At 54.4% G+C, this 17,542-nt stretch carries 16 protein-coding genes and 7 pseudogenes; 6 read left to right on the top strand and 17 right to left on the bottom strand.

From position 1 onward, the window contains the following. Positions 1-520 precede the first annotated feature (520 nt). Positions 521-1,339: a 3-methyl-2-oxobutanoate hydroxymethyltransferase gene (gene panB / locus GSP01_RS13040; protein WP_141354176.1), complete on the bottom strand. Its 819-nt coding sequence runs from the start codon at positions 1,337-1,339 to the stop codon at positions 521-523. 114 nt (positions 1,340-1,453) lie between these two features. Here panB and GSP01_RS13035 point away from each other — a divergent pair, with 114 nt between their 5' ends. Next, positions 1,454-2,362 carry a ketopantoate reductase family protein gene (locus GSP01_RS13035; protein ID WP_141354174.1) on the top strand — a complete coding sequence of 303 codons (909 nt, stop codon included), beginning with the start codon at positions 1,454-1,456 and terminating at the stop codon, positions 2,360-2,362. A gap of 472 nt (positions 2,363-2,834) precedes the next feature. After that, a pseudogene (locus GSP01_RS13030) lies at positions 2,835-3,328 on the top strand (transposase). Positions 3,329-3,337: 9 nt separating this feature from the next. On the opposite strand, the gene GSP01_RS13025 reads toward GSP01_RS13030, so the two are convergent. From GSP01_RS13025 to GSP01_RS13005, 5 genes are all read right to left on the bottom strand, one after another. Beyond that, a complete protein-coding gene (locus tag GSP01_RS13025) occupies positions 3,338-5,131 on the bottom strand; it encodes a tannase/feruloyl esterase family alpha/beta hydrolase (RefSeq protein WP_141354172.1) in 1,794 nt (597 codons plus the stop codon). A 116-nt stretch (positions 5,132-5,247) separates the two neighbouring features. After that, positions 5,248-5,679, bottom strand: a complete 432-nt coding sequence (locus GSP01_RS13020) for a pyridoxamine 5'-phosphate oxidase family protein (protein ID WP_141354170.1) — start codon at positions 5,677-5,679, stop codon at positions 5,248-5,250. Further along, entirely contained in the window at positions 5,676-6,110 is a 435-nt protein-coding gene (locus tag GSP01_RS13015) for a DUF554 family protein (protein WP_202256591.1), read from the bottom strand. Before GSP01_RS13015 ends, GSP01_RS13020 begins: the two co-directional genes overlap by 4 nt. A 191-nt stretch (positions 6,111-6,301) precedes the next feature. Continuing rightward, positions 6,302-6,892 carry a UbiX family flavin prenyltransferase gene (locus GSP01_RS13010; protein ID WP_141354168.1) on the bottom strand — a complete coding sequence of 197 codons (591 nt, stop codon included), beginning with the start codon at positions 6,890-6,892 and terminating at the stop codon, positions 6,302-6,304. A 100-nt stretch (positions 6,893-6,992) separates the two neighbouring features. After that, on the bottom strand, positions 6,993-8,501 hold the full coding sequence (locus GSP01_RS13005; protein WP_141354166.1) for a UbiD family decarboxylase: 1,509 nt from the start codon (positions 8,499-8,501) through the stop codon (positions 6,993-6,995). A 93-nt stretch (positions 8,502-8,594) separates the two neighbouring features. On the opposite strand from GSP01_RS13005, the pseudogene GSP01_RS15490 reads away from it, so the two are divergent. Both GSP01_RS15490 and GSP01_RS13000 read left to right on the top strand, forming a co-directional pair. Beyond that, positions 8,595-8,789, top strand: a pseudogene (locus GSP01_RS15490) (LysR family transcriptional regulator); the annotation flags it as partial. Positions 8,790-8,828: 39 nt separating this feature from the next. Next, positions 8,829-9,488, top strand: coding sequence for a LysR family substrate-binding domain-containing protein (locus GSP01_RS13000; protein ID WP_255320904.1), 660 nt, complete (start codon positions 8,829-8,831; stop codon positions 9,486-9,488). An 88-nt stretch (positions 9,489-9,576) separates the two neighbouring features. On the opposite strand, the gene GSP01_RS12995 is transcribed toward GSP01_RS13000, so the two are convergent. The 9 genes and pseudogenes from GSP01_RS12995 to GSP01_RS12960 form a co-directional block, all read right to left on the bottom strand. After that, positions 9,577-9,891, bottom strand: a complete 315-nt coding sequence (locus tag GSP01_RS12995) for an SDR family oxidoreductase (protein ID WP_141354162.1) — start codon at positions 9,889-9,891, stop codon at positions 9,577-9,579. Then, positions 9,815-10,171 (bottom strand): SDR family oxidoreductase, encoded by a 357-nt coding sequence (locus tag GSP01_RS15485; RefSeq protein ID WP_167495556.1) that lies wholly within the window; start codon positions 10,169-10,171, stop codon positions 9,815-9,817. The genes GSP01_RS12995 and GSP01_RS15485 overlap by 77 nt, the downstream gene beginning before the upstream one ends. A 179-nt stretch (positions 10,172-10,350) precedes the next feature. Beyond that, positions 10,351-10,458 (bottom strand): hypothetical protein, encoded by a 108-nt coding sequence (locus GSP01_RS15480; RefSeq protein WP_373862364.1) that lies wholly within the window; start codon positions 10,456-10,458, stop codon positions 10,351-10,353. A gap of 314 nt (positions 10,459-10,772) precedes the next feature. Next, positions 10,773-10,988, bottom strand: coding sequence for a hypothetical protein (locus GSP01_RS12980; RefSeq protein ID WP_141354160.1), 216 nt, complete (start codon positions 10,986-10,988; stop codon positions 10,773-10,775). A 214-nt stretch (positions 10,989-11,202) separates the two neighbouring features. Continuing rightward, the gene (locus GSP01_RS12975) at positions 11,203-12,729 is read right to left on the bottom strand and encodes an MDR family MFS transporter (protein WP_174787602.1); all 1,527 of its coding nucleotides are present in this window, start codon (positions 12,727-12,729) and stop codon (positions 11,203-11,205) included. 91 nt (positions 12,730-12,820) lie between these two features. Beyond that, positions 12,821-13,221 (bottom strand): annotated as a pseudogene (locus tag GSP01_RS15390) (O-methyltransferase); the annotation flags it as partial. Continuing rightward, positions 13,198-13,320 (bottom strand): annotated as a pseudogene (locus tag GSP01_RS15385) (PadR family transcriptional regulator); the annotation flags it as partial. The pseudogenes GSP01_RS15385 and GSP01_RS15390, both read right to left, overlap by 24 nt. Before the next feature lie 8 nt (positions 13,321-13,328). Continuing rightward, a pseudogene (locus tag GSP01_RS12965) lies at positions 13,329-13,708 on the bottom strand (transposase); the annotation flags it as partial. 87 nt (positions 13,709-13,795) lie between these two features. Next, positions 13,796-14,683: an alpha/beta fold hydrolase gene (locus tag GSP01_RS12960; protein ID WP_141354158.1), complete on the bottom strand. Its 888-nt coding sequence runs from the start codon at positions 14,681-14,683 to the stop codon at positions 13,796-13,798. 96 nt (positions 14,684-14,779) lie between these two features. Between GSP01_RS12960 and GSP01_RS12955 the strand changes: the two genes are divergently transcribed. After that, complete coding sequence (locus GSP01_RS12955) at positions 14,780-15,688, top strand: LysR family transcriptional regulator (RefSeq protein ID WP_141354156.1); 909 nt, start codon at positions 14,780-14,782, stop codon at positions 15,686-15,688. Positions 15,689-15,774: 86 nt separating this feature from the next. Here the strand turns inward: GSP01_RS12955 and GSP01_RS12950 are convergent, their stop codons facing one another. Beyond that, positions 15,775-16,566 (bottom strand): inositol monophosphatase family protein, encoded by a 792-nt coding sequence (locus GSP01_RS12950; RefSeq protein ID WP_141354154.1) that lies wholly within the window; start codon positions 16,564-16,566, stop codon positions 15,775-15,777. 74 nt (positions 16,567-16,640) lie between these two features. Between GSP01_RS12950 and GSP01_RS14965 the strand changes: the two are divergent. Next, positions 16,641-16,850 (top strand): annotated as a pseudogene (locus tag GSP01_RS14965) (TetR/AcrR family transcriptional regulator); the annotation flags it as partial. A gap of 434 nt (positions 16,851-17,284) precedes the next feature. On the opposite strand, the pseudogene GSP01_RS12940 reads toward GSP01_RS14965, so the two are convergent. Beyond that, positions 17,285-17,469: pseudogene (locus GSP01_RS12940) on the bottom strand (transposase); the annotation flags it as partial. Between the last annotated feature and the right edge of the window lie 73 nt (positions 17,470-17,542).

The following is a 17,542-nucleotide window of genomic DNA, read 5'->3' as shown; positions in this document are numbered from 1 at the left end:
CCCCCCCCCCCCCCCCCGCGGCCTCATGGAGGCGGCGGGGGTTTCAGAAACTGTAAATGGTTGCGAGGCGCACAACTAAAAAACTGCTGCTAACGCGAGAATTGGTTAATCGGCTGTACAGCTTTCTCAATACATTAGATTTCGAGGGCAAAAATCGACCGTAATATCCGCGATTGATTCAAGGCTGCCTTTTGGAGAGCATATTGGGCTTTCGGACAAAAAATGGGCCATCACCGATGACGCGGCTTGTGCTTGAGACGGATCGTGGCGGCCATCCTGCGAAAAACAGCCCTGTATTTCAAAGATATGATGTGAATTGTCCGAACCGGATCACAATGACGCCATCTGCCTGATGACTACGACAAGTGGAACAGCGTGTTCCGACGCTATCGACGTTGGGTAGTGGCGGACGTGTTCAATGCGACGCCTGAAACCCTGGCTGACATGATCGACCGGGTAGATACCCATTGTCCACGAAACCTAGCACTCCGATCCTCAAGGACTTCAGAGCTCCTGAAGCTTACACTGACTGACCAAAGCTATGCGCTTGCGCCGGAAATTCTCCAGACCGGACCTCAGCAGCATATTGTTCGATCGCCTGAGAAGCCTGTTTTGAAAGCTCCGCATAGCGTTTCACGAATTTTGGCCTGAAATCAGCAAAGGCACCAAGCATGTCATCCACAACCAGGATCTGTCCATCACATGCAGGTCCGGCGCCAATCCCAATCGTAGGGATTGCAATTGCTTTTGTAATCTCGAGGGCCAAGGCTTGTGGTATCTTTTCCAATACAACTGCGAATGCGCCCGCATCTGATACGGCTTGGGCATCGGTAAGAATACGCTGAGCATCCGCCCCCTTTCCTTGGACCTTGTAGCCACTCAGGACATTGACCGCTTGCGGTGTAAGACCAATGTGGCCCATGACAGGAATGCCTCGTGCAACAAGGAAAGCGATCGTCTCAGCCATCTGTACGCCGCCTTCAAGCTTGACCGCTGCAGCGCCTGTTTCAGCCAGAAGACGGGACGCATTCCGAAAGGCCTGTGCGGGACTTTCTTCATAGGTCCCAAATGGCAGGTCAATGACGCATAGTGAACGTGAGAGGCCCCGCATTACAGCTTGACCATGAAGAACCATCATTTCCAGGGTCACCCCCAGTGTGGAAGGCAGGCCGTGCAAAACCATGCCCAGGCTATCTCCGACAAGAGTGACATCACAATGCTGGTCAACAAGCCGGGCTGTCGGCGTCGTATAAGCCGTCAGGCATACCAGAGGAACGCCTCCCTTCCGCCCCCGAATGTCTGAAACCGTGAGGCTCTTTTCCGGTAGATTTGTGCTCACAGGATATCCCTTTCAGACCGCATTCAACAAGTTTTGGGGTTGCATATGTCACGTCGCCACTGTTTTACGCAAAACCTGAGAGATACTTCCTGACAAATCTTATCGAGAGCGCACATGACCTTATCACGATATTCAGCCACCCTGATCGGAGCGGGATCCGTTGGTCTGGTGCTTGCTGCCTCTCTGGCAAAAGCCAACTGGGATGTATCGATCCTCGGCGCACGGACGCCTTTGGACAAAATTTCCATGCAGGAAAATGGAATTTTCTCACAATATTTTGTCAAGAAATTCAACACCCATCAAAACTTTAAGCCGCCCAACCTCCTGATTATTGCGGTCAAATCCCAGCAGGTTGATACGGTATCGCATTGGCTTCCAGCTTTTGACGGCAAAAATACAACCGTATTGGTGGCACAAAACGGCATTGATCAGCGGCAGATTTTTCAAAACTATTTTTCTGATTCACCAATTATTCCGGCAATTATTTACTTCAATGCACAGCGGGACAATCCAGGTAGCGTCAATCTGCGCAGAATCGGTCATCAGGACGTATTCTTACCTCAACAGGAGCAAGCACACCTGCTAGCCAGCGCATTCTCCACTGGCGGCCTTCGTGTCCTACTAACAGAGGATATCCAGACACGCTTATGGCTGAAGCTTCTGACAAACATTTCCGTCAACCCGTTAACTGCCTTAACCGGCCAGCCAACAGGCATCATGCACCGCTCGGACATTGCGGACAGTGCAAGAGCCCTAATGCTCGAAGCTCTTCCTGTCGCCCGAGCAGAGGGGGCGGATATTACAGTACAGGATGTCGAAGATACCCTGACGTGGATATCAACCATTCCCCCAGAGAGTCAGAGCTCTATGCTTCAGGACAAACAGGCAATGGTTCCTTCGGAATATCAGGCTCTGACAGGAGCTGTGGTGAGAGCCGGCGCGCGCCACAACATCCCAACGCCATTGAACAAGCTCGTTCTCTCTCTTCTGGCAGGATCTGAAGCGAAATTGCTTCGCAATTAACGCGACCATTTCTTTTAAGCAAAGACCATCAACAATCCAGAGACGACGCTTTCTCTCTAAATTCTGGCCAAATCTGTTTGGGGGCTTGCGAACCGCTTGTTTTGGGAATTGCCTGTCAGCGGCTTACACATCCAGAAGGAAGGCGACAACAGCAGGTCCGCTTACGCCTTCATTCTGACTGTTTGCCCGAGATGCATGACTATCCGAAAGCGGACACGGCTTGGAAGCAGCGCTCTTCACATCTTTGGTCTTGATCCCACGGTTGAGCTGCCGCCTGATCCTGCAACCCGCTGTTACCCCACATGGAGGGTTCGAAGAACCCCTTAGCTCTGACCTGTAGCCACCTCTAACCATCATCAATCAACTCATCAAAAAACAAAATCAGGCGAAATCAATCAGCGGTTCTTCGATCCTTCCATCTACCGCTGTCGCTGCGCCTGATCCGTGCTACCGCCACCACCATGGCCCGAAGATGAGCGATCTGTTTTGGCCGTCGGATGAACAAATGGAGTGTCTGCTGCCGTTCTTTCCCAAGAAGTCACGGCAAACCTCGCGTTGATGATTGCCGCGTACTGAGCAATATCATTTTCTTAAATCGCAATGGCTTGCGCTGGCGTGGTGCGCTTTGGGAATACGGTCCCCATAAGACGCTTACAACCGCAGGAAGCGCTGGGATGCCATGGGGATTTTCGCCCGAATGATAGACGGTCTGGCTACCGGAAAGGCAGAGCCCCAGACCATCATGAGTGATGAGACCTATCTCAAGGCGTACCGCACGGCTTCGAGTCTGCGGTTCGAAAGGATGATCCAAGCCGCCTAATAGGACGGACAAAAGGTGGCATGAACACGAAGCTGCATGCGGTCACCGATCAGAACGGACGACGTGTCGCAACACGCTATGACAGATGCCTGAATGCCTTCTTCTCCGCCAACTGCCTCGCCGCAACCGTCATCTTCTGGCTATGAGTCCTGAGCCTAATGCATGACTTCCAGCTTTCCATTCCTGACTTCGTAATTCTTCTGGTTATCCGGTCCAATCAGCGACATAGCGTGACTTTTAAAGATCATCGGCAGGGATACGAGTGATTTCACAGGCCGGTAATTCTGCGCATCATTAACGTCTCCTGTCCCGGCATACTGAGCAATATACGGATAGGAATAAACCGGACGGCTGGCTATCGCCGTGGCGTTTGGTCGCGCATAAGGCTGACTGGGCATGGCCACGTGAATCTGCCCGCCTGCCGGCGGCTTGATATGCCCACCGGACGGTGGCCCCATCGCGTCCTTGCCCTGCGTCGTCCTTTCGGTCCGGATAGACCCGGGCGCAGTGCCGGTTTCCGTCCAGGCCATCAGCGGGGAGAGGAAATCAACCTGCGGAAAACCCTCGCCATTGCCGCAATGTCCGACGCCGGGCAGCAGGTAGAATTTCAGGAAGCTGTCGGTCTGCTCCACACCCATTTCCCCCTGCACGCCCTGATAATACGCGATGGTGTTCAGCGGAGAAATCGACTGGTCCGCCAGCCCATGCCACAGGATCAGGCGCCCACCATGTTTGCGGAACGGACGCAGGTTCGTGTTTGCGGCATTATACAGCGAGGCCAGCGCGCTCATGCGAGCGAAGGATTCATCATCAAATAGAAAACGGGACAGGTCAGCCGCCTTTTCATCCCCCTGCGCCGGAATGACATAGGCAATCGCCGAAGCCGCAATACCGTAACTCATGGACTCGCCGTGCGCCGTCGCCGGCAATGCCCATTGCAGTTCCGATCCCGGAAGAGGGCCGCCGATGACGTAGGAATTCCCTGCTTCATCCGTCGCACCCTTGTAAAGTCGAAGAGCCGCCTGCGTTTCCTCCGCCGTCAGGCAGTGCGACGTATCCCCATGCCCTGCGGGGCACTGCACCCATGCGGGATCAAAATGGCAGGTGCGGGGTTCTTCGAGAATCCCATCCTTTACACCCGAAAACGTATCGCAGTGGCGGATGACGGCATCATGCAGAATACCGACGCGGCTCTGCAGCAGAATATTGGTGCCATCGGCACGCTGGTTCCCGCGCACGTTCCACGCATGATAGAAAGAGTTCTGCACGGTAAATAGAGCCGCTGGAGCGCCAGCGGAAATACCATTAAAATCATCGGGGAAGCGTTGCGCTTCCATCAGGGCCTCGCGCCCGCCATCAGAACAACCGACAAAATAGGAATATTTCGGGGCTTGTCCGTAAAAGGCCGCTGTCAGGGCCTTGGCCGCCAGCGCGGTGACATGGTTCGCGCGATAGGCGAAGTCGATACGCTTCTGTGGGTCTTTACCAAACTCGCCCTGCGACAGCCCCATCATCGGGCCGGTATGGCCCATGTCGTCGCCTGCCATAACGAATTCCCCGTTCAGGGCAGGAGCGCAAGCGCCAGCATTACTGACGCCCACACGCGTCATGCCGCACAGGCCGCCACAGCCCCCAAACAGGAAGCGCTGTGTCCAGTGCTCCATGGGCAGATCGACCTCGAAGGAAATCGCAGGCGCAATCTGTCCTGTAACCTTGCAGAAGGTGCCCTTCGGCGTCTGGAGCACAGCAGCCTTCTGGCCGTGAACGGCAGCGCCGACGACAGGTGCGAGATCGACATTCCCCAGCGCCTCGCACGATATGACGGGTGCGATCACCGATAGAGAAGCGTGATCCGCTGCCTGTGCCGAAGTGACAGGGACAGACAGCAATCCGGTCCCTACGCCCATGATCTCAAGGAGAACGGTCAGGGTCAGAAGTATTCTTTTCATATCAAGAAAAATATCCTTTTAGATTTAATTCGACAGAAAAAAAATCAAGCAATGTCATGCCACATCAAATATATGTAGCAGTATAAAGGCGACCATACAGGGCAACGAATGATTTTTTACTGCGAATGGCCCCATTCTTCCTTATAACCAAAGCCGTTCCTATTATCGATCGCCTTAATGTAAAGCGGCGTAAACGCCCAATAGACAGGCTGAAGATGGAGTGGAATAGAAAACCGATCCGTATAGAGGTGTTCTGACAATTTCCTGTCCGCAGTACCCAGCCTCCATGCATCCCCTTCCATCTGCAGTCCACGCAAGAAAGGAATGGATCGGTCCTGACCACTGACAGTTGCTATTGCCCGCCCTGTCTGCTCCAGCAATAGACCGTGACGGGTCGAGGGATCTGTTACAAACAACAGACGCATACGTAACGGATCAAAAACATAGAATACAGGGGCCGCCCAGTGCTGGTGCCCGGCGCAGACCGCCAGAGACATGACATGATATTCTTCCAGCAGGGCATCAATTCTGGGGGTGAATGCGGTCATGATCCAACAAACCTTAGCCAAATGGCGGTCATGGGCATGGCCAGCACCAATGCGGGCAGCATGTTGCCAACCGAAAATTTGACAATGCCACAGATCCGGAATCCGGTTGCCAGCATCAGCACGCCCCCTACAGCTGCAAAATTGTCATTCATCAGCGCGGTCGTCAGAGGAACAAGATAAGTGGCGCCTGTCGCAAGAACCAGCAGAACCACCAGTTGAGGGATGCATATAGCCGCGACTGCGAAGCCCAGCGTTGTTGCAAAAATAGCGGCAGTCAGAAAGTCCAGAACAGACTTTGCGAGCAAGATGGACGGGTCTCCTGTCATTCCCTCATGAATGGCACCGAATATTCCAGTACCGCTGGCGCAGAAGAGAACGGTAAGTGCCACGAAGCGCTCAAGAAACACCTCTGGCGTCAGATCTGCAGGCATCGGCACAAAGCGTCCCAGCAACCGATTCCCCACGTGGACACCGCCCCAGATGACTCTCCAAGGCACAGCTTTCGCCTATGATAACCCCAAGCAGCAGGGATATGACCATTACGGCAATGGCATGGCCATGGATGCCTCTGGTCAGCACCACGCCTGCGTCAGTGTATGAGCCGATCAACATTACTGTATCCCTATTTTTCCGCTGAGACGGCAGACAGTGTTTCGCCCCAGCGAGGCATCTCAGCCACATCCACGTCCAGCAGCGACAGGCCGCGCGCAGCACTGTGGCGGATGATGTCGGCACTTGTGCGCGGCGCGGCGTAAATAGCTGGAACCGGGGGAAAAATGATGCCGCCGTATTCGGTCACCGCCTGCATGTTACGCAGATGACCCAGATGAAGCGGCGCCTCACGTGTCATCAGTACCAGACGCCGTCGCTCCTTGAGCACGACATCGGCCGCGCGCGTGACAAGATTGTCCGTAACACCCGATGCAATTGCACCAAGCGTATGCATGGAACACGGGGCGATAATCATACCGTCGGTACGAAAGGATCCGCTGGAAATAGATGCGCCCAGTGCGCTGGGCGAATGGATCTGGCTTGCAAGGGCACACACGTCCTCAGCCGATAGGCTGGTTTCATGCTCACGCGTCAATTGTGCGCCACGGGACATGACAAGATGCGTCTCGATATCAGCCTCCCGCAGCAGACGCAAAACTTCAACTCCGTACTGGAAGCCAGATGCCCCGGTAATGCCGACAACAATCCGTTTGCGGGCCATGAAACGCTCCCTTTCAGATAGTGGGCCACGATGGTATTTTGCGCATGGGATCCACTGGCCTATCTGGCGCGACAGTCCAGTGGGCAGGTTTCATGAAGCGTTACATGCCGACTTGAGGAAAAATCGACGGTGCGAACGGATGCGGATCGACATCCCGGAACTGCGCTCGCACAAAATGTTCCTTCAGCTTCCATGGATAGGTGCAGTCAAAGATCGTCTTGCAGGACACACCTTTCGCAGTGATGGATGGATCATAATCCGGCACCTGCGAGGGATCGAGCACATGCCCCGTTACCCCTGGCACGAACACGGTATCCACATTTCCCTGATATCGTGTCTGCATCGCCCAGAGCACGTCGTTACTGTCAAACAGATCAACATCGTCATCAACGATGATAACATTCTTAAGTTCGCGATATACTGCTAAAGCAATCAGCGCGGCCTGACGCGCCTTGCCTGCATCGCCTGCGCTGCGCTGGCAGACCTGGAGGATCGCCAGCAGTTTTCCTCCACCTGCGCTATGTGCGTAGACATTCTTCACAAAGCCCGGCAGCGCCTTGTCGCAGGCATTGAAAATGCTGGCTTCCGTTGGGATCCCTGCCAGATTCACGTGCTCTTCGCCTGGTCCGACCAATGTCTGCAAAATAGCATTCTTCCGCATGGTCACGGCCTTGACCTTGATCACCGGCAAGGATGGATTGGCGGGGCCATTATAACCCGGAAATTCAGGCATCGCATGACCGGTATCGGTGTTGACGTCCTCTCGTATCCGACGTCCCGGCAGGATTTCACCTTCGATCACGATTTCGGCCCTGGCGATGGAACGTTCTTTGACCGTCACGGCATCCACGAGTTCAACCGGCCTGCCCCGTAGCCCACCAGCTACGGTCAGTTCATCAAAGCCCAGTGGCGTAGTGGGGGCCTCGAAACACGCACCGATAGGGATCGCAGGATCCAGCCCCATATTGATGGTAATGGGCAATGCTTCACCCCGCTCTTCCGCCTTGGCGCGGAAGGCATCAATATGACGTCCGGGTGCAAAAAACACCGAAAGTTCATCGCGTCCCTGCACACACAGGCGATGAATGGTCACGTCCGTATGACCGTTATCGGGATCGCTGCCGAGCAGCAGGCCAAGACAGAAATAGGGCCCAGCATCCTCTTCCGTATTGGTTGGAGCAGGCAGAAGAGTACGCAGATCAAACTTGGGATCATCGGCCCGAAAGATCTGTTCCTGACAGGGAGCCGCCTGGTCCTTGATTACGACCGGCGCAATCCCGTTAAGCACCGCCTCGCCCATCCGTTGTCCAAGTTCCCCGGGTTTACTATCAAGCAGCAGGGCCACGCGCTCACGTTTCGCCATTAGCCCAACCAGCACACGTGATCCAGGATAACCTTTCACGTTCTCGAACATCATTGCTGGGCCGGTCCTGGTCGGACGCATGACGGTGCCCCCAGCTCCGACACGTTTATAGACACCCGCCAGTTCAGAGCGAGGGTCGACCTCATGGGCCGTTGAAATCAATTCATCCGGCAACTGCTCCAGCCGTGCCAAAGCTGAGCGGAGATCGATAACCGGCAGGGGGGCGGTGTGATCTGTCCTATCCATGACATTAATCCTTTCTGTCGTGAAAGGAAGACTATGCGGCCCCTATCATAGTATCCATATTCATTATGAGGCATTATTGATAAGTCAAAATTTATGAATAAAAATCTGACATCTGCTTCCCTACGCAGGCTGGCCGTCTTTCTCACTGTATGTGAAACCCTGCACGTCGCCCGAGCGGCGGAGAAACTCGACATCGCACAGCCTGCGCTCAGCCAGCAGATCAAGGCTCTGGAAGATGCGCTTGGCGTCAAGCTATTCCATCGTCGAAAACGGGGCATTGACCTAACCAGCGCGGGCCGCGCCTGTCGGACAGCGGCGGAACGGCTATTGAAGGATCATCACAACCTAATCGATGAGGTACAAAGTGTGGCCCGAGGGGAGAGGGGCCATCTTGTTCTTGGGCATGTCGGGTCGGCTCTGGCAGGACGGATGTTCCCCGATCACCTTCAAAGGATGGGCCTGCGTTTCCCCGAAGTTCAGATCACCTTGGCTGAAAAATCAATTTCGGACCTCGTCACCGCTGTGGCAAAACAGGACATTGACGTCGCACTGGTGCGGGATATTGAAACGGTTCCCTCCACCTGCATCACACAACGATACGTTACAGAAAAACTGTTTATTTTACTTCCAGAAAACCATGTTCTTGCATCCCGAACTGGTCTTTCCATACAGGAAATCCATCCCATTCCGCTGATCGGATTTCAGGATACGGACGAAGTCGGGATCGCACATATTGTCCAAACGATAGCACATAAAAATGGGCTTTCCCTGGAGCCGACATGGAAGGTCACCAATATCGGCGCCATTTTCGGAATGGTTCACGCGGGCTTCGGTCTCTCAATCGTTGCCGAGAGTGTAACTGCGCTTCTACCAGCAGGCCTGAGTGCGCTCCCCCTGAGTGAGCACGATGCAGAATCAACCCTGTTTCTGTTGTGGAACAGAGAGCAGGTCTCGCCAGCATTAAAAAAATTCATTGAACTCTCCTAAAAAGATCTCATGTTATCTGAAAAATAGATTTGTAGACTCAGAGCGCCGTCGACAGTAAGGGTCTGACCAGTAATGAACCCACATTGCATCAGAAAATATAAACCTGTGCCACCTCCTCTATTTCAGCAGTTCTTTTGAATGGAATAGTGTTTGAAAAACGCTCTTTGGTCGCCTGTACGTCAGCAGCGGGCATATTTTTCCACAGAGGCGTTTCGGTCCACGTGGGTGCCACTGCATTCACACGAGCGCGGGGAGCCAGCTCAACTGCCAGTCCCTCCACCATGAGACGAATGGCGTCATTCCCGACAATGGCCCCGGAGGCATTATCAAGGCGACCACCGGCACCTGCGGTAAACACGAGACTGCCGCCTTGTGCAATCTTGGGCGCTGCATGGCGGGCAATAGGTTGGCAAACCGCTTCCCGTCAACAGCGCGACGGATCGTCTCATAGTCGGCACTGAGAAAGCCGCCCCCATGAAGCCTCCAGCCATAGAGACGAGATGATCGAAGAGGTCAATCCCGTCAAAAAAAGCCGTGATGCTGGAAACATCGGCCGTATCAACAATGCAACCTGTGACATGAAGCCCCGCCGAGGCGAAATCACGCTGAGCCTCAGTGAGTTTATCCTGCTCACGGCTGGTAATCATAACCTGAGCATCAAGCTCGGCCGCCTTGCACGCCACAGCCCGCCCCAAACCAGATACCCCACCAATGACGATAATTTTTTACTTTTGAAATTCATGACAGATCTCCTGTTTTTGGAAATAAGGGGGGAGATATTCTATACGCTCCATGCTTTGCGCGACGGGCTGCAGAGGCAAAATTCCAGGCACGCTCGCCATGGAAGGCTGACCCGTGCTGATCATGTCCTCGAACACCTTGGAAGACACACCGCAGTGCGGGCCTTTCCGATCGCCACGTCAACTGTGACAACGGGCGCCTCATCCATCCGGTCGAACGCCAAAAGCACCCCACTGCGATCTATAAGAATAATGGAGAGATTCACCTGCCGCTCTTGCGCCAGATCGAAGTCAGAATGCAGAGTTTCTGGGCGGCGCACTGAGAAGGTGTCATCACTGTTCTGATCAGATTGCTGCTCATTATATTGACCATTGCTTCCCGCCTGAAGCCGTTCCTTCGTAATGCGTGCGTATTAGACGCTTGGCTGCCTTTCAACCGCCGCCGCCATAATGCGCAGCCAGTTGCGCTGAAGAGGAGAACCGCGCCACCTCTTTCGGGACTGATAGCAGCTCCACTTTTTGAAGCGCCCCAAGTGGAAACGGACTACCCCTTACGCAGCAGACCTCTGATTGCCCGAGCCAGTAGTGGTGCTTCCCATGGACATTTCAGGCGGGCATCGCAGCCAGAAAACTGGCGTTCGTTTTCAGAAAAACAGAGATCCAGAAATTCAGACAGGGCAAGATCGACACTGACAACACCCTTGATTTTCGACACAGTAAAATTATTATCCTGTTCGCGGATATTTTCCTCTCCGTCCATGCACCGGCTCCATTCTGCAGGCGAGCATGGTCCGTCTTCGAGACCATATTGTGCCTATAGAGACATGACGATACCGGATGCTGTGTCCTGCATGCAGAGAATAATGGACTGCATCTTCCTGATCGCTGTCACCCGCAGTTTTCCTCGCCCGGCGATCTGCATTTTTTTGACAAACGACAGATCGTCCATTGGGAGAATTATATCAGCAGCTTCCCTATTCGCTCTCCATTTTATTTCGCGTGGGAACCTGGCTCAACATCAACCCGACGATCAACAGCAACGCCAGGAACATGAAGCTGCTGCTTACACTCATGCTGGCGCTGATCGCGCCCTTGTAAGCCCGGGTCACCTCTGAGTGCGTAGCGGGAGAAAGTGTGCGGATCGCGGCCATACCTTTCTCCAGGAATGCCGGCACGTCGATCTTCTCCGGTAGCGCCTGAAGCCTGGTCTGCAGTGTGAGCGCCATTACGCCGCCCGAGAGCGCCACGCCAAGCGATCCGCCCAGCGAACGGATAAAGGACATCATAGCAGTGGCGATGCCCAATGATCCGGGCGGCACGGCATTCTGCATCATCACCGTCGCATTAGGCATACCGATTCCCATGCCGAAACCCAGACAGCCCAAGCTGAGCAGGAAGAACAAAGCTGGCGTACCATGATGTGCGCAAACTGCGATCAGGGTGAGTGCTGTAAATTCGATACCGACTCCGATGGCCAGCAGCAGGGCATAGCGTTGCGTTTTGGATGACACATATCCGCCCAGCACCGAACTGATCATCATCGTGCCGACCTGCGGCAGCATCATCAGACCGGACACTGCAGGGGTCTCCCCAAGGACGAGCTGATAATAGAGAGGCAGAAAGATCATCGATCCCATCATCGCAAAAGACATGATTCCGGTCGCGGTAACGCAGACGGAAAAAGTCGGGATACGCAGCAGATCCAGATTGATGAGCGGCTCCAGTGCGCGCCGTTCCTGCCGAATGAACAACACAAACAGCGTCATGGTTAACCCCAGCAGGAGAAATGTCAGCGGCGAGGTCCACGGCAGGGACGTGCCAAGCGCGTTGAACAGGAGCAGGAATCCGGCCGTCGCTACGCTCAGCAGAGCAGCCCCAGGATAGTCGATCTGCGGTCTTGTCTCTCTCTGGCCGACGGGCAGACTTAGCATGATCAGCCCGAAAGCGAGCAGGCCGATTGGCAGATTGACCAGAAACACCCAACGCCACGACAACGCGCTGGTCAGCACGCCGCCGAGGAATGGCCCGGTCACGCTGCTAACCGCAAACGCCCCAGTGAATAACCCCTGGTAGCGCCCTCGTTGCTGAGGCGGTACCATGTCGCCAATTACCGTCTGCGACAGCGTCATCAGGCCCCCTGCCCCCACGCCCTGAAGCCCACGAAACAGGATCAGCTGCCATATGTTCTGGGCCAGCCCACACAAGAGCGAGGCACACAGAAAGGATCCGATGCTGAACGCCAGCAACGGACGACGGCCGAACATGTCAGACAACTTGCCATATATCGGTGTTGCAATGGTGGAAGTGAGCATGAACGCCGTCACCACCCAAGACATATGGGCCAGGCCACCGAAGTCACTGACGATGGCGGGAAGCGCAGTCGAGACGATGCTCTGGTCCAGAGCCCCCATGACCATAGTCAGAATAAGACCAACAAAAACAAGCAGACGTGTCGAAGAGCTATAGGCAGAGGCCGTCTCTGCCATGGAAGATGGCTGCACGAAAAGATCCTGTTATGATAGACACCTATGACCGTATACGGCCCTAGATGTTTTCTGTAATCGTCGCATAAAAGTCTAACGCTATCTCGCCTCAGGGCTCGAAGCGACTGACTTCGCTCCCTGTTCCACCGACAGCAAGATGCCGGACAGCGCACGCGCCGCGCGACCTTAGCGCTTCACGTCCTTCGTTCCCGGCCGAATCATGCTGTCCGCCACGACGATCAAACCCAAATTGAGACGCAGATAGAACGTTTCGAAACAGGGTAAGTAAAGCTCCTTCTACAGATCGACGAAGACGAAATCGACCTTCTGCGTGAAATCCCCGATCATGGACACGGCATCACCGACCCAACAATCGATCCAGTCGGACAGCCAGATTCCGGAATAGCCAAAGGATGTTCCCAGTTCGAGGATGATCGGGGCTGAAAGGCTGCGAGCCAGAATATTCAGCAGATGCCCCGTGTCCGGCCCGATGGCGCGTGCCGCTTCGTCGAGCACCATTGCGATCTTCGCTTCGACTTCAGCATCCAGGCCGCTGTTGAGTAGGCGAAGGGCGGTCTTGAGATTTTCCATGCCCCGCATGACCGGCACGGACATCGAGCGGCGACCAGCGTTGCATCCAGGATATGGCCAGACATCGGCAAATAGCCCGCGTTGCGCAGGGTCGCGTCAAACCGCTCAAACAGTCTTGCAATAGCTCCCGCCTGTGTCAGACACTCGCGAAACAGGCAGATTGTTTTGGCATCCGGAACCCGCTCCGACAGTCTCAGACCAAGAAAGCGCATAAAGGAGAGGCGATCGTTAATCAGATACTTCGTCCGTTTGTCGGACAGATTGTTCAGCGCCTGGATCACCAGAATTTTGAACATCAGCACCGGATCAAATGGTAGTCGTCCGCCTTTACTCCCACCTGAATAGAGCAAAGCCCACTCAATCGAGCAAGCCGCTCGTCCACATCAAAGAAACCGGCCTGCTTCATAGTGCCATTCCCTCAATCAGAACCGAACGAATGGAAGCATACAGAAGAGTTCAAAAGCAGGGCTTTTTTTGAACCCTCCGCCTTGAGTTAATCATGCACTCGCGCAATGAACGACAGCAGTTCAGGCGCAACTTGTTCCGGCATTTCGGTATGTGGATAGTGCCCTGCCCCGTCGATCATCAGACTATCAGCATGAAGTTGAGTGGCGAGCCATTGTGCCTCGGCTTCGGCATCTGGAAAATCTGGATCACGGCTGCCCATCACCACAAGGGCGGGAACCCGGCTGCGAGGTATCAGAGCGGCAGTATCTGCCTTCGATAGACCGATCATTGTTCGGAGTGCTGCTATCCGTCCCGGTTCGCGTAGGTTTTTCGTGATGGCAGCTTTAACTCGCCCCTGATCCACCGGCTTGCGGGTCCGAAACAGGCTGTTCCAATAAGTGGCCCAGAACCAGATTCGCCAAGGCCCCGCGAAGCCAAGCCGCAAGGCAAGCATTGCAAACCATGATACATGCAGGTCTCGCACAATAGGGCCAAGCAGAACTACTCCACTTACGTGCATCGGCGCGTCGTGTGCAGCCCATAGCGCGGCTCCGGCGGCGAACGAGTTGCCCAAGATAACTGCGGAGCCAGCCTGTAAATGCTCAACCAACGTCAGCGCATCGCGCCCAACAGCATGCGCCGAATAGTCGGGCCATTGCGCTGATGTCTCACCAAAGCCGCGAACATCCATGGTCACTACTCGATAACCCGCATTCTGCAGGATTGGTCGCAACAGTCGATATTCGGATCGCAAATCACCCATTCCAGGGATCGCAAGGATTAGTGGGCCATCTCCGCCTGTGTCGTCGTAAGCGATGTGACCACCATCGACTGTCAGGAAACGGGTCTCTGAAGTGAATAATTCACCTGCTTTTGTGCGATGGCTACGGTCATGACTGGTCACAGAGACGCAGGATATCGATTTGATTGGCATGAGATTTTTCCAGGCATGGGTGATTTGTTCATACCCTAAGCTGTGGGCAGCCAAACATTAATTGCTTAATAACGCACATTTATCATACGATAATGCATGGATACTCACATTCCAGACTGGCACTTATTTCGGGCGTTTCTTGCAGTCGTGCGCGAAGGCAGCCTGTCAGGTGCCGCCCGCATGCTCGCCACGACGCAGCCTACGATGGGCCGCCAAGTCGCAGCGCTTGAAGCATCACTCGGAGTCAAGCTTTTTACGCGTTCGATTGATGGTCTGTCACCGACAGAAGCGGGCTTGCGCTTAATCCCGTCGGCCGAGGCAATGGCTGCAGCCGCGGAGACGGCATGGCGCTCGACGTCTGGTAAGGCCGATGAGGCGCGAGGAACCGTACGTATCACTGCGAGCGAAGTGATTGGCAGCGAAGTTCTTCCTTCGCTCCTTACCGGATTTTATTCACTCTATCCCCAAATCTCGGTAGAGCTCGTCCTCTCGAACCGTAATGAGGACTTGTTGCGCGGAGATGCGGATATTGCCGTCCGAATGGTCCGACCTAGTCAAGCTGCTCTGGTAGCCAAGCGAATTGGAAATATTGACGCCGGACTTTACGCTCACCAGCATTACCTTAAAAAGCGTCCGATGCCTCAGTGTCTCTACGATCTGCGTCAACATGCATTAATTGGATATGACCGGAATCCAGCCCACTCTCGGATGATAGAAATGATGAGAGTACCGCTTACCCGCGAAATGTTTGCCTTCCGCTCGGATAGCGATCTCGCACAGCTGGCTGCATTACGTACGGGGTTCGGTATTGGCGCAAGCCAATTAGGGATTGCGAAACGAGATAGAAATCTCATTCCCGTTCTTCATACCGAGCTAATTTTCTCTATGGATGTTTGGGTTGCGATTCATCCCGACATGCGCAGCGACCGTCGAATTCGATTGATGTTCGATTATCTGGTGAAAAAGTTGGCGCACTATGCGATGACTAGCCGTCATGAGACGTAAAAACATCAAATGCAGCTTGATGTTTTAGTGATTATTCTGAGCCTAGACCTCGACTCATGCAATTTCCAGTTGGACTTGGCGTGATATCAGGCCTGTATTTGGGGCGTCGTAATCGCCGCCCACAAAGCGGGTTGAATAACGTCGCCGCCAGCTAGGATTCCTTCACCAGTCCACCCGAATTCACCACCCCTTAGATCGGTCACCAATCCGCCAGCCTCGCGGATAAGGAGAGCACCCGCAAACCAATCAGCGGCATCCTTCCCGACTTCGGCATAGGCGTCGAGCCGCCCGGCGGCCACATAAGCGAGTTGAAGAGAGGCCGCAGCCATCGGACGCACCACAAAGACTGAATGCGCGATACTGCGGATCAAGGACAGGGCCCCATCCTGCTGTTCCTGGCTAACTTGCGCCAGCGGAGCAATGGCGCTTCCAACAACCGCCGCTTTCAGTTCCGTTTTGGCAGATGCATTAAGGGCAACACCATTGCAACTTGCACCTCCCTTGCGCTGAGCGATGAACATCTCGTCCAGGATTGGGTCATAGACGATCGAGAATACGGCTTCACCGTTACGGACCAGCGCCAGCGAAGCCGACCAGAGCGGCAGACCTTGCAAGTAATGATATGCCCCGTCGATCGGATCGTAGAGCCAATAGTCCGTCTGGTGAGGACGATCATCCTCACCGGTCCAGCCGATGTCGGGGTAATGCATCTCTAAATGGGAACGGAGCCGGGATTCGGCTTCTTTGCTGGCCTTGCGGACGTGAGCGATTTGCTGCCTCAGGGGCAGGAAAGATGCAAATTTTGGTCCGGCCGCCGCAATTTCTTTTGTGATTTCACGTAGTAGGTCTTCGCAGAGTTTGGTGTCAATTGTGCTCATTCTGGTCTCCAATGGCTTGACGTGATAACCAAAAAATATAAGCTTTTGCTCATGTATCAAACTCGCATATCCTAATGGCCAGACGCCCTTCGCCTGATGCGCTTGAACCCCGCAAAACCGCTAGGCAAATGCGTGCAACGCACACCGTAGAGGCGATCATCGAGGCGGCGGCTCGCATTTTTGAGGTGGAAGGCTTCGAAGGCTACACGACGAATGCTATTGCCCAGAAGGCCGGCGTCAGCATTGGCTCTCTCTATCAATATTTTCCTAACAAGGACGCAATCACTCTTGCGTTGATCGCTCGGGAGGCCAACCTCCTCGAGGCTGAAATCATGCAGGCCTCAATTATCGAGAGATGGGAGGAGGCACTGGACGCAATGGTATTGGCCGCTGTCCGACATCAATTGCGGCGCCCCGTCCTTGCACGTGTGTTGGACGTGGAGGAAGCTAGGCTCCCGCAGACGAAGCGGTCGATGTCTGGCTCCGACCAGATTTATGCTTGTGTCCTTAACGTTCTGAATCGGGCCGGAAAATGCCATTCGGATGCCGCGACGTTGACCGTGGACGTCATTGGTCTCACACGCGGCATGACCGATATGGCAGGACGTATAGGGGAGGTAGGCTTGGAGGAGCTTGGCCGTCGTGTCCGGCTTGCGGTCTTTGGCTATTTGGGGCGCGCAGGCATATTCGCCAACGGCAAGAATGCCCCAAACTCGGCCTACCTTTGCTCGTCTACCAATGATAGACAGAAGATGACGGTTGCGGCGAGGCAGTTAGCGGAGAAGAAGGCATCAAACACCTGTCATAGCGTGTTGCGACCTACCGCTAGTCCTTGAGCCTGCCGAACACGATTTCGATGCGGTTTCGTCTTTTGTATTTCCGCTTGTCGTCTTTGACTGATTTTCCGCAATTAAATCAATAGGTTTTGCTCCTAAACCATGAAGTTTCGGAAAACGAGAAAGACTTCAGGTCTGGG

The organism is Gluconobacter sphaericus NBRC 12467, from assembly GCF_006539125.1.
GTDB lineage: Bacteria > Pseudomonadota > Alphaproteobacteria > Acetobacterales > Acetobacteraceae > Gluconobacter > Gluconobacter sphaericus.
Note: the sequence above shows the minus strand (reverse complement) of the source record. Positions and strands in the feature narration are given on the sequence as shown.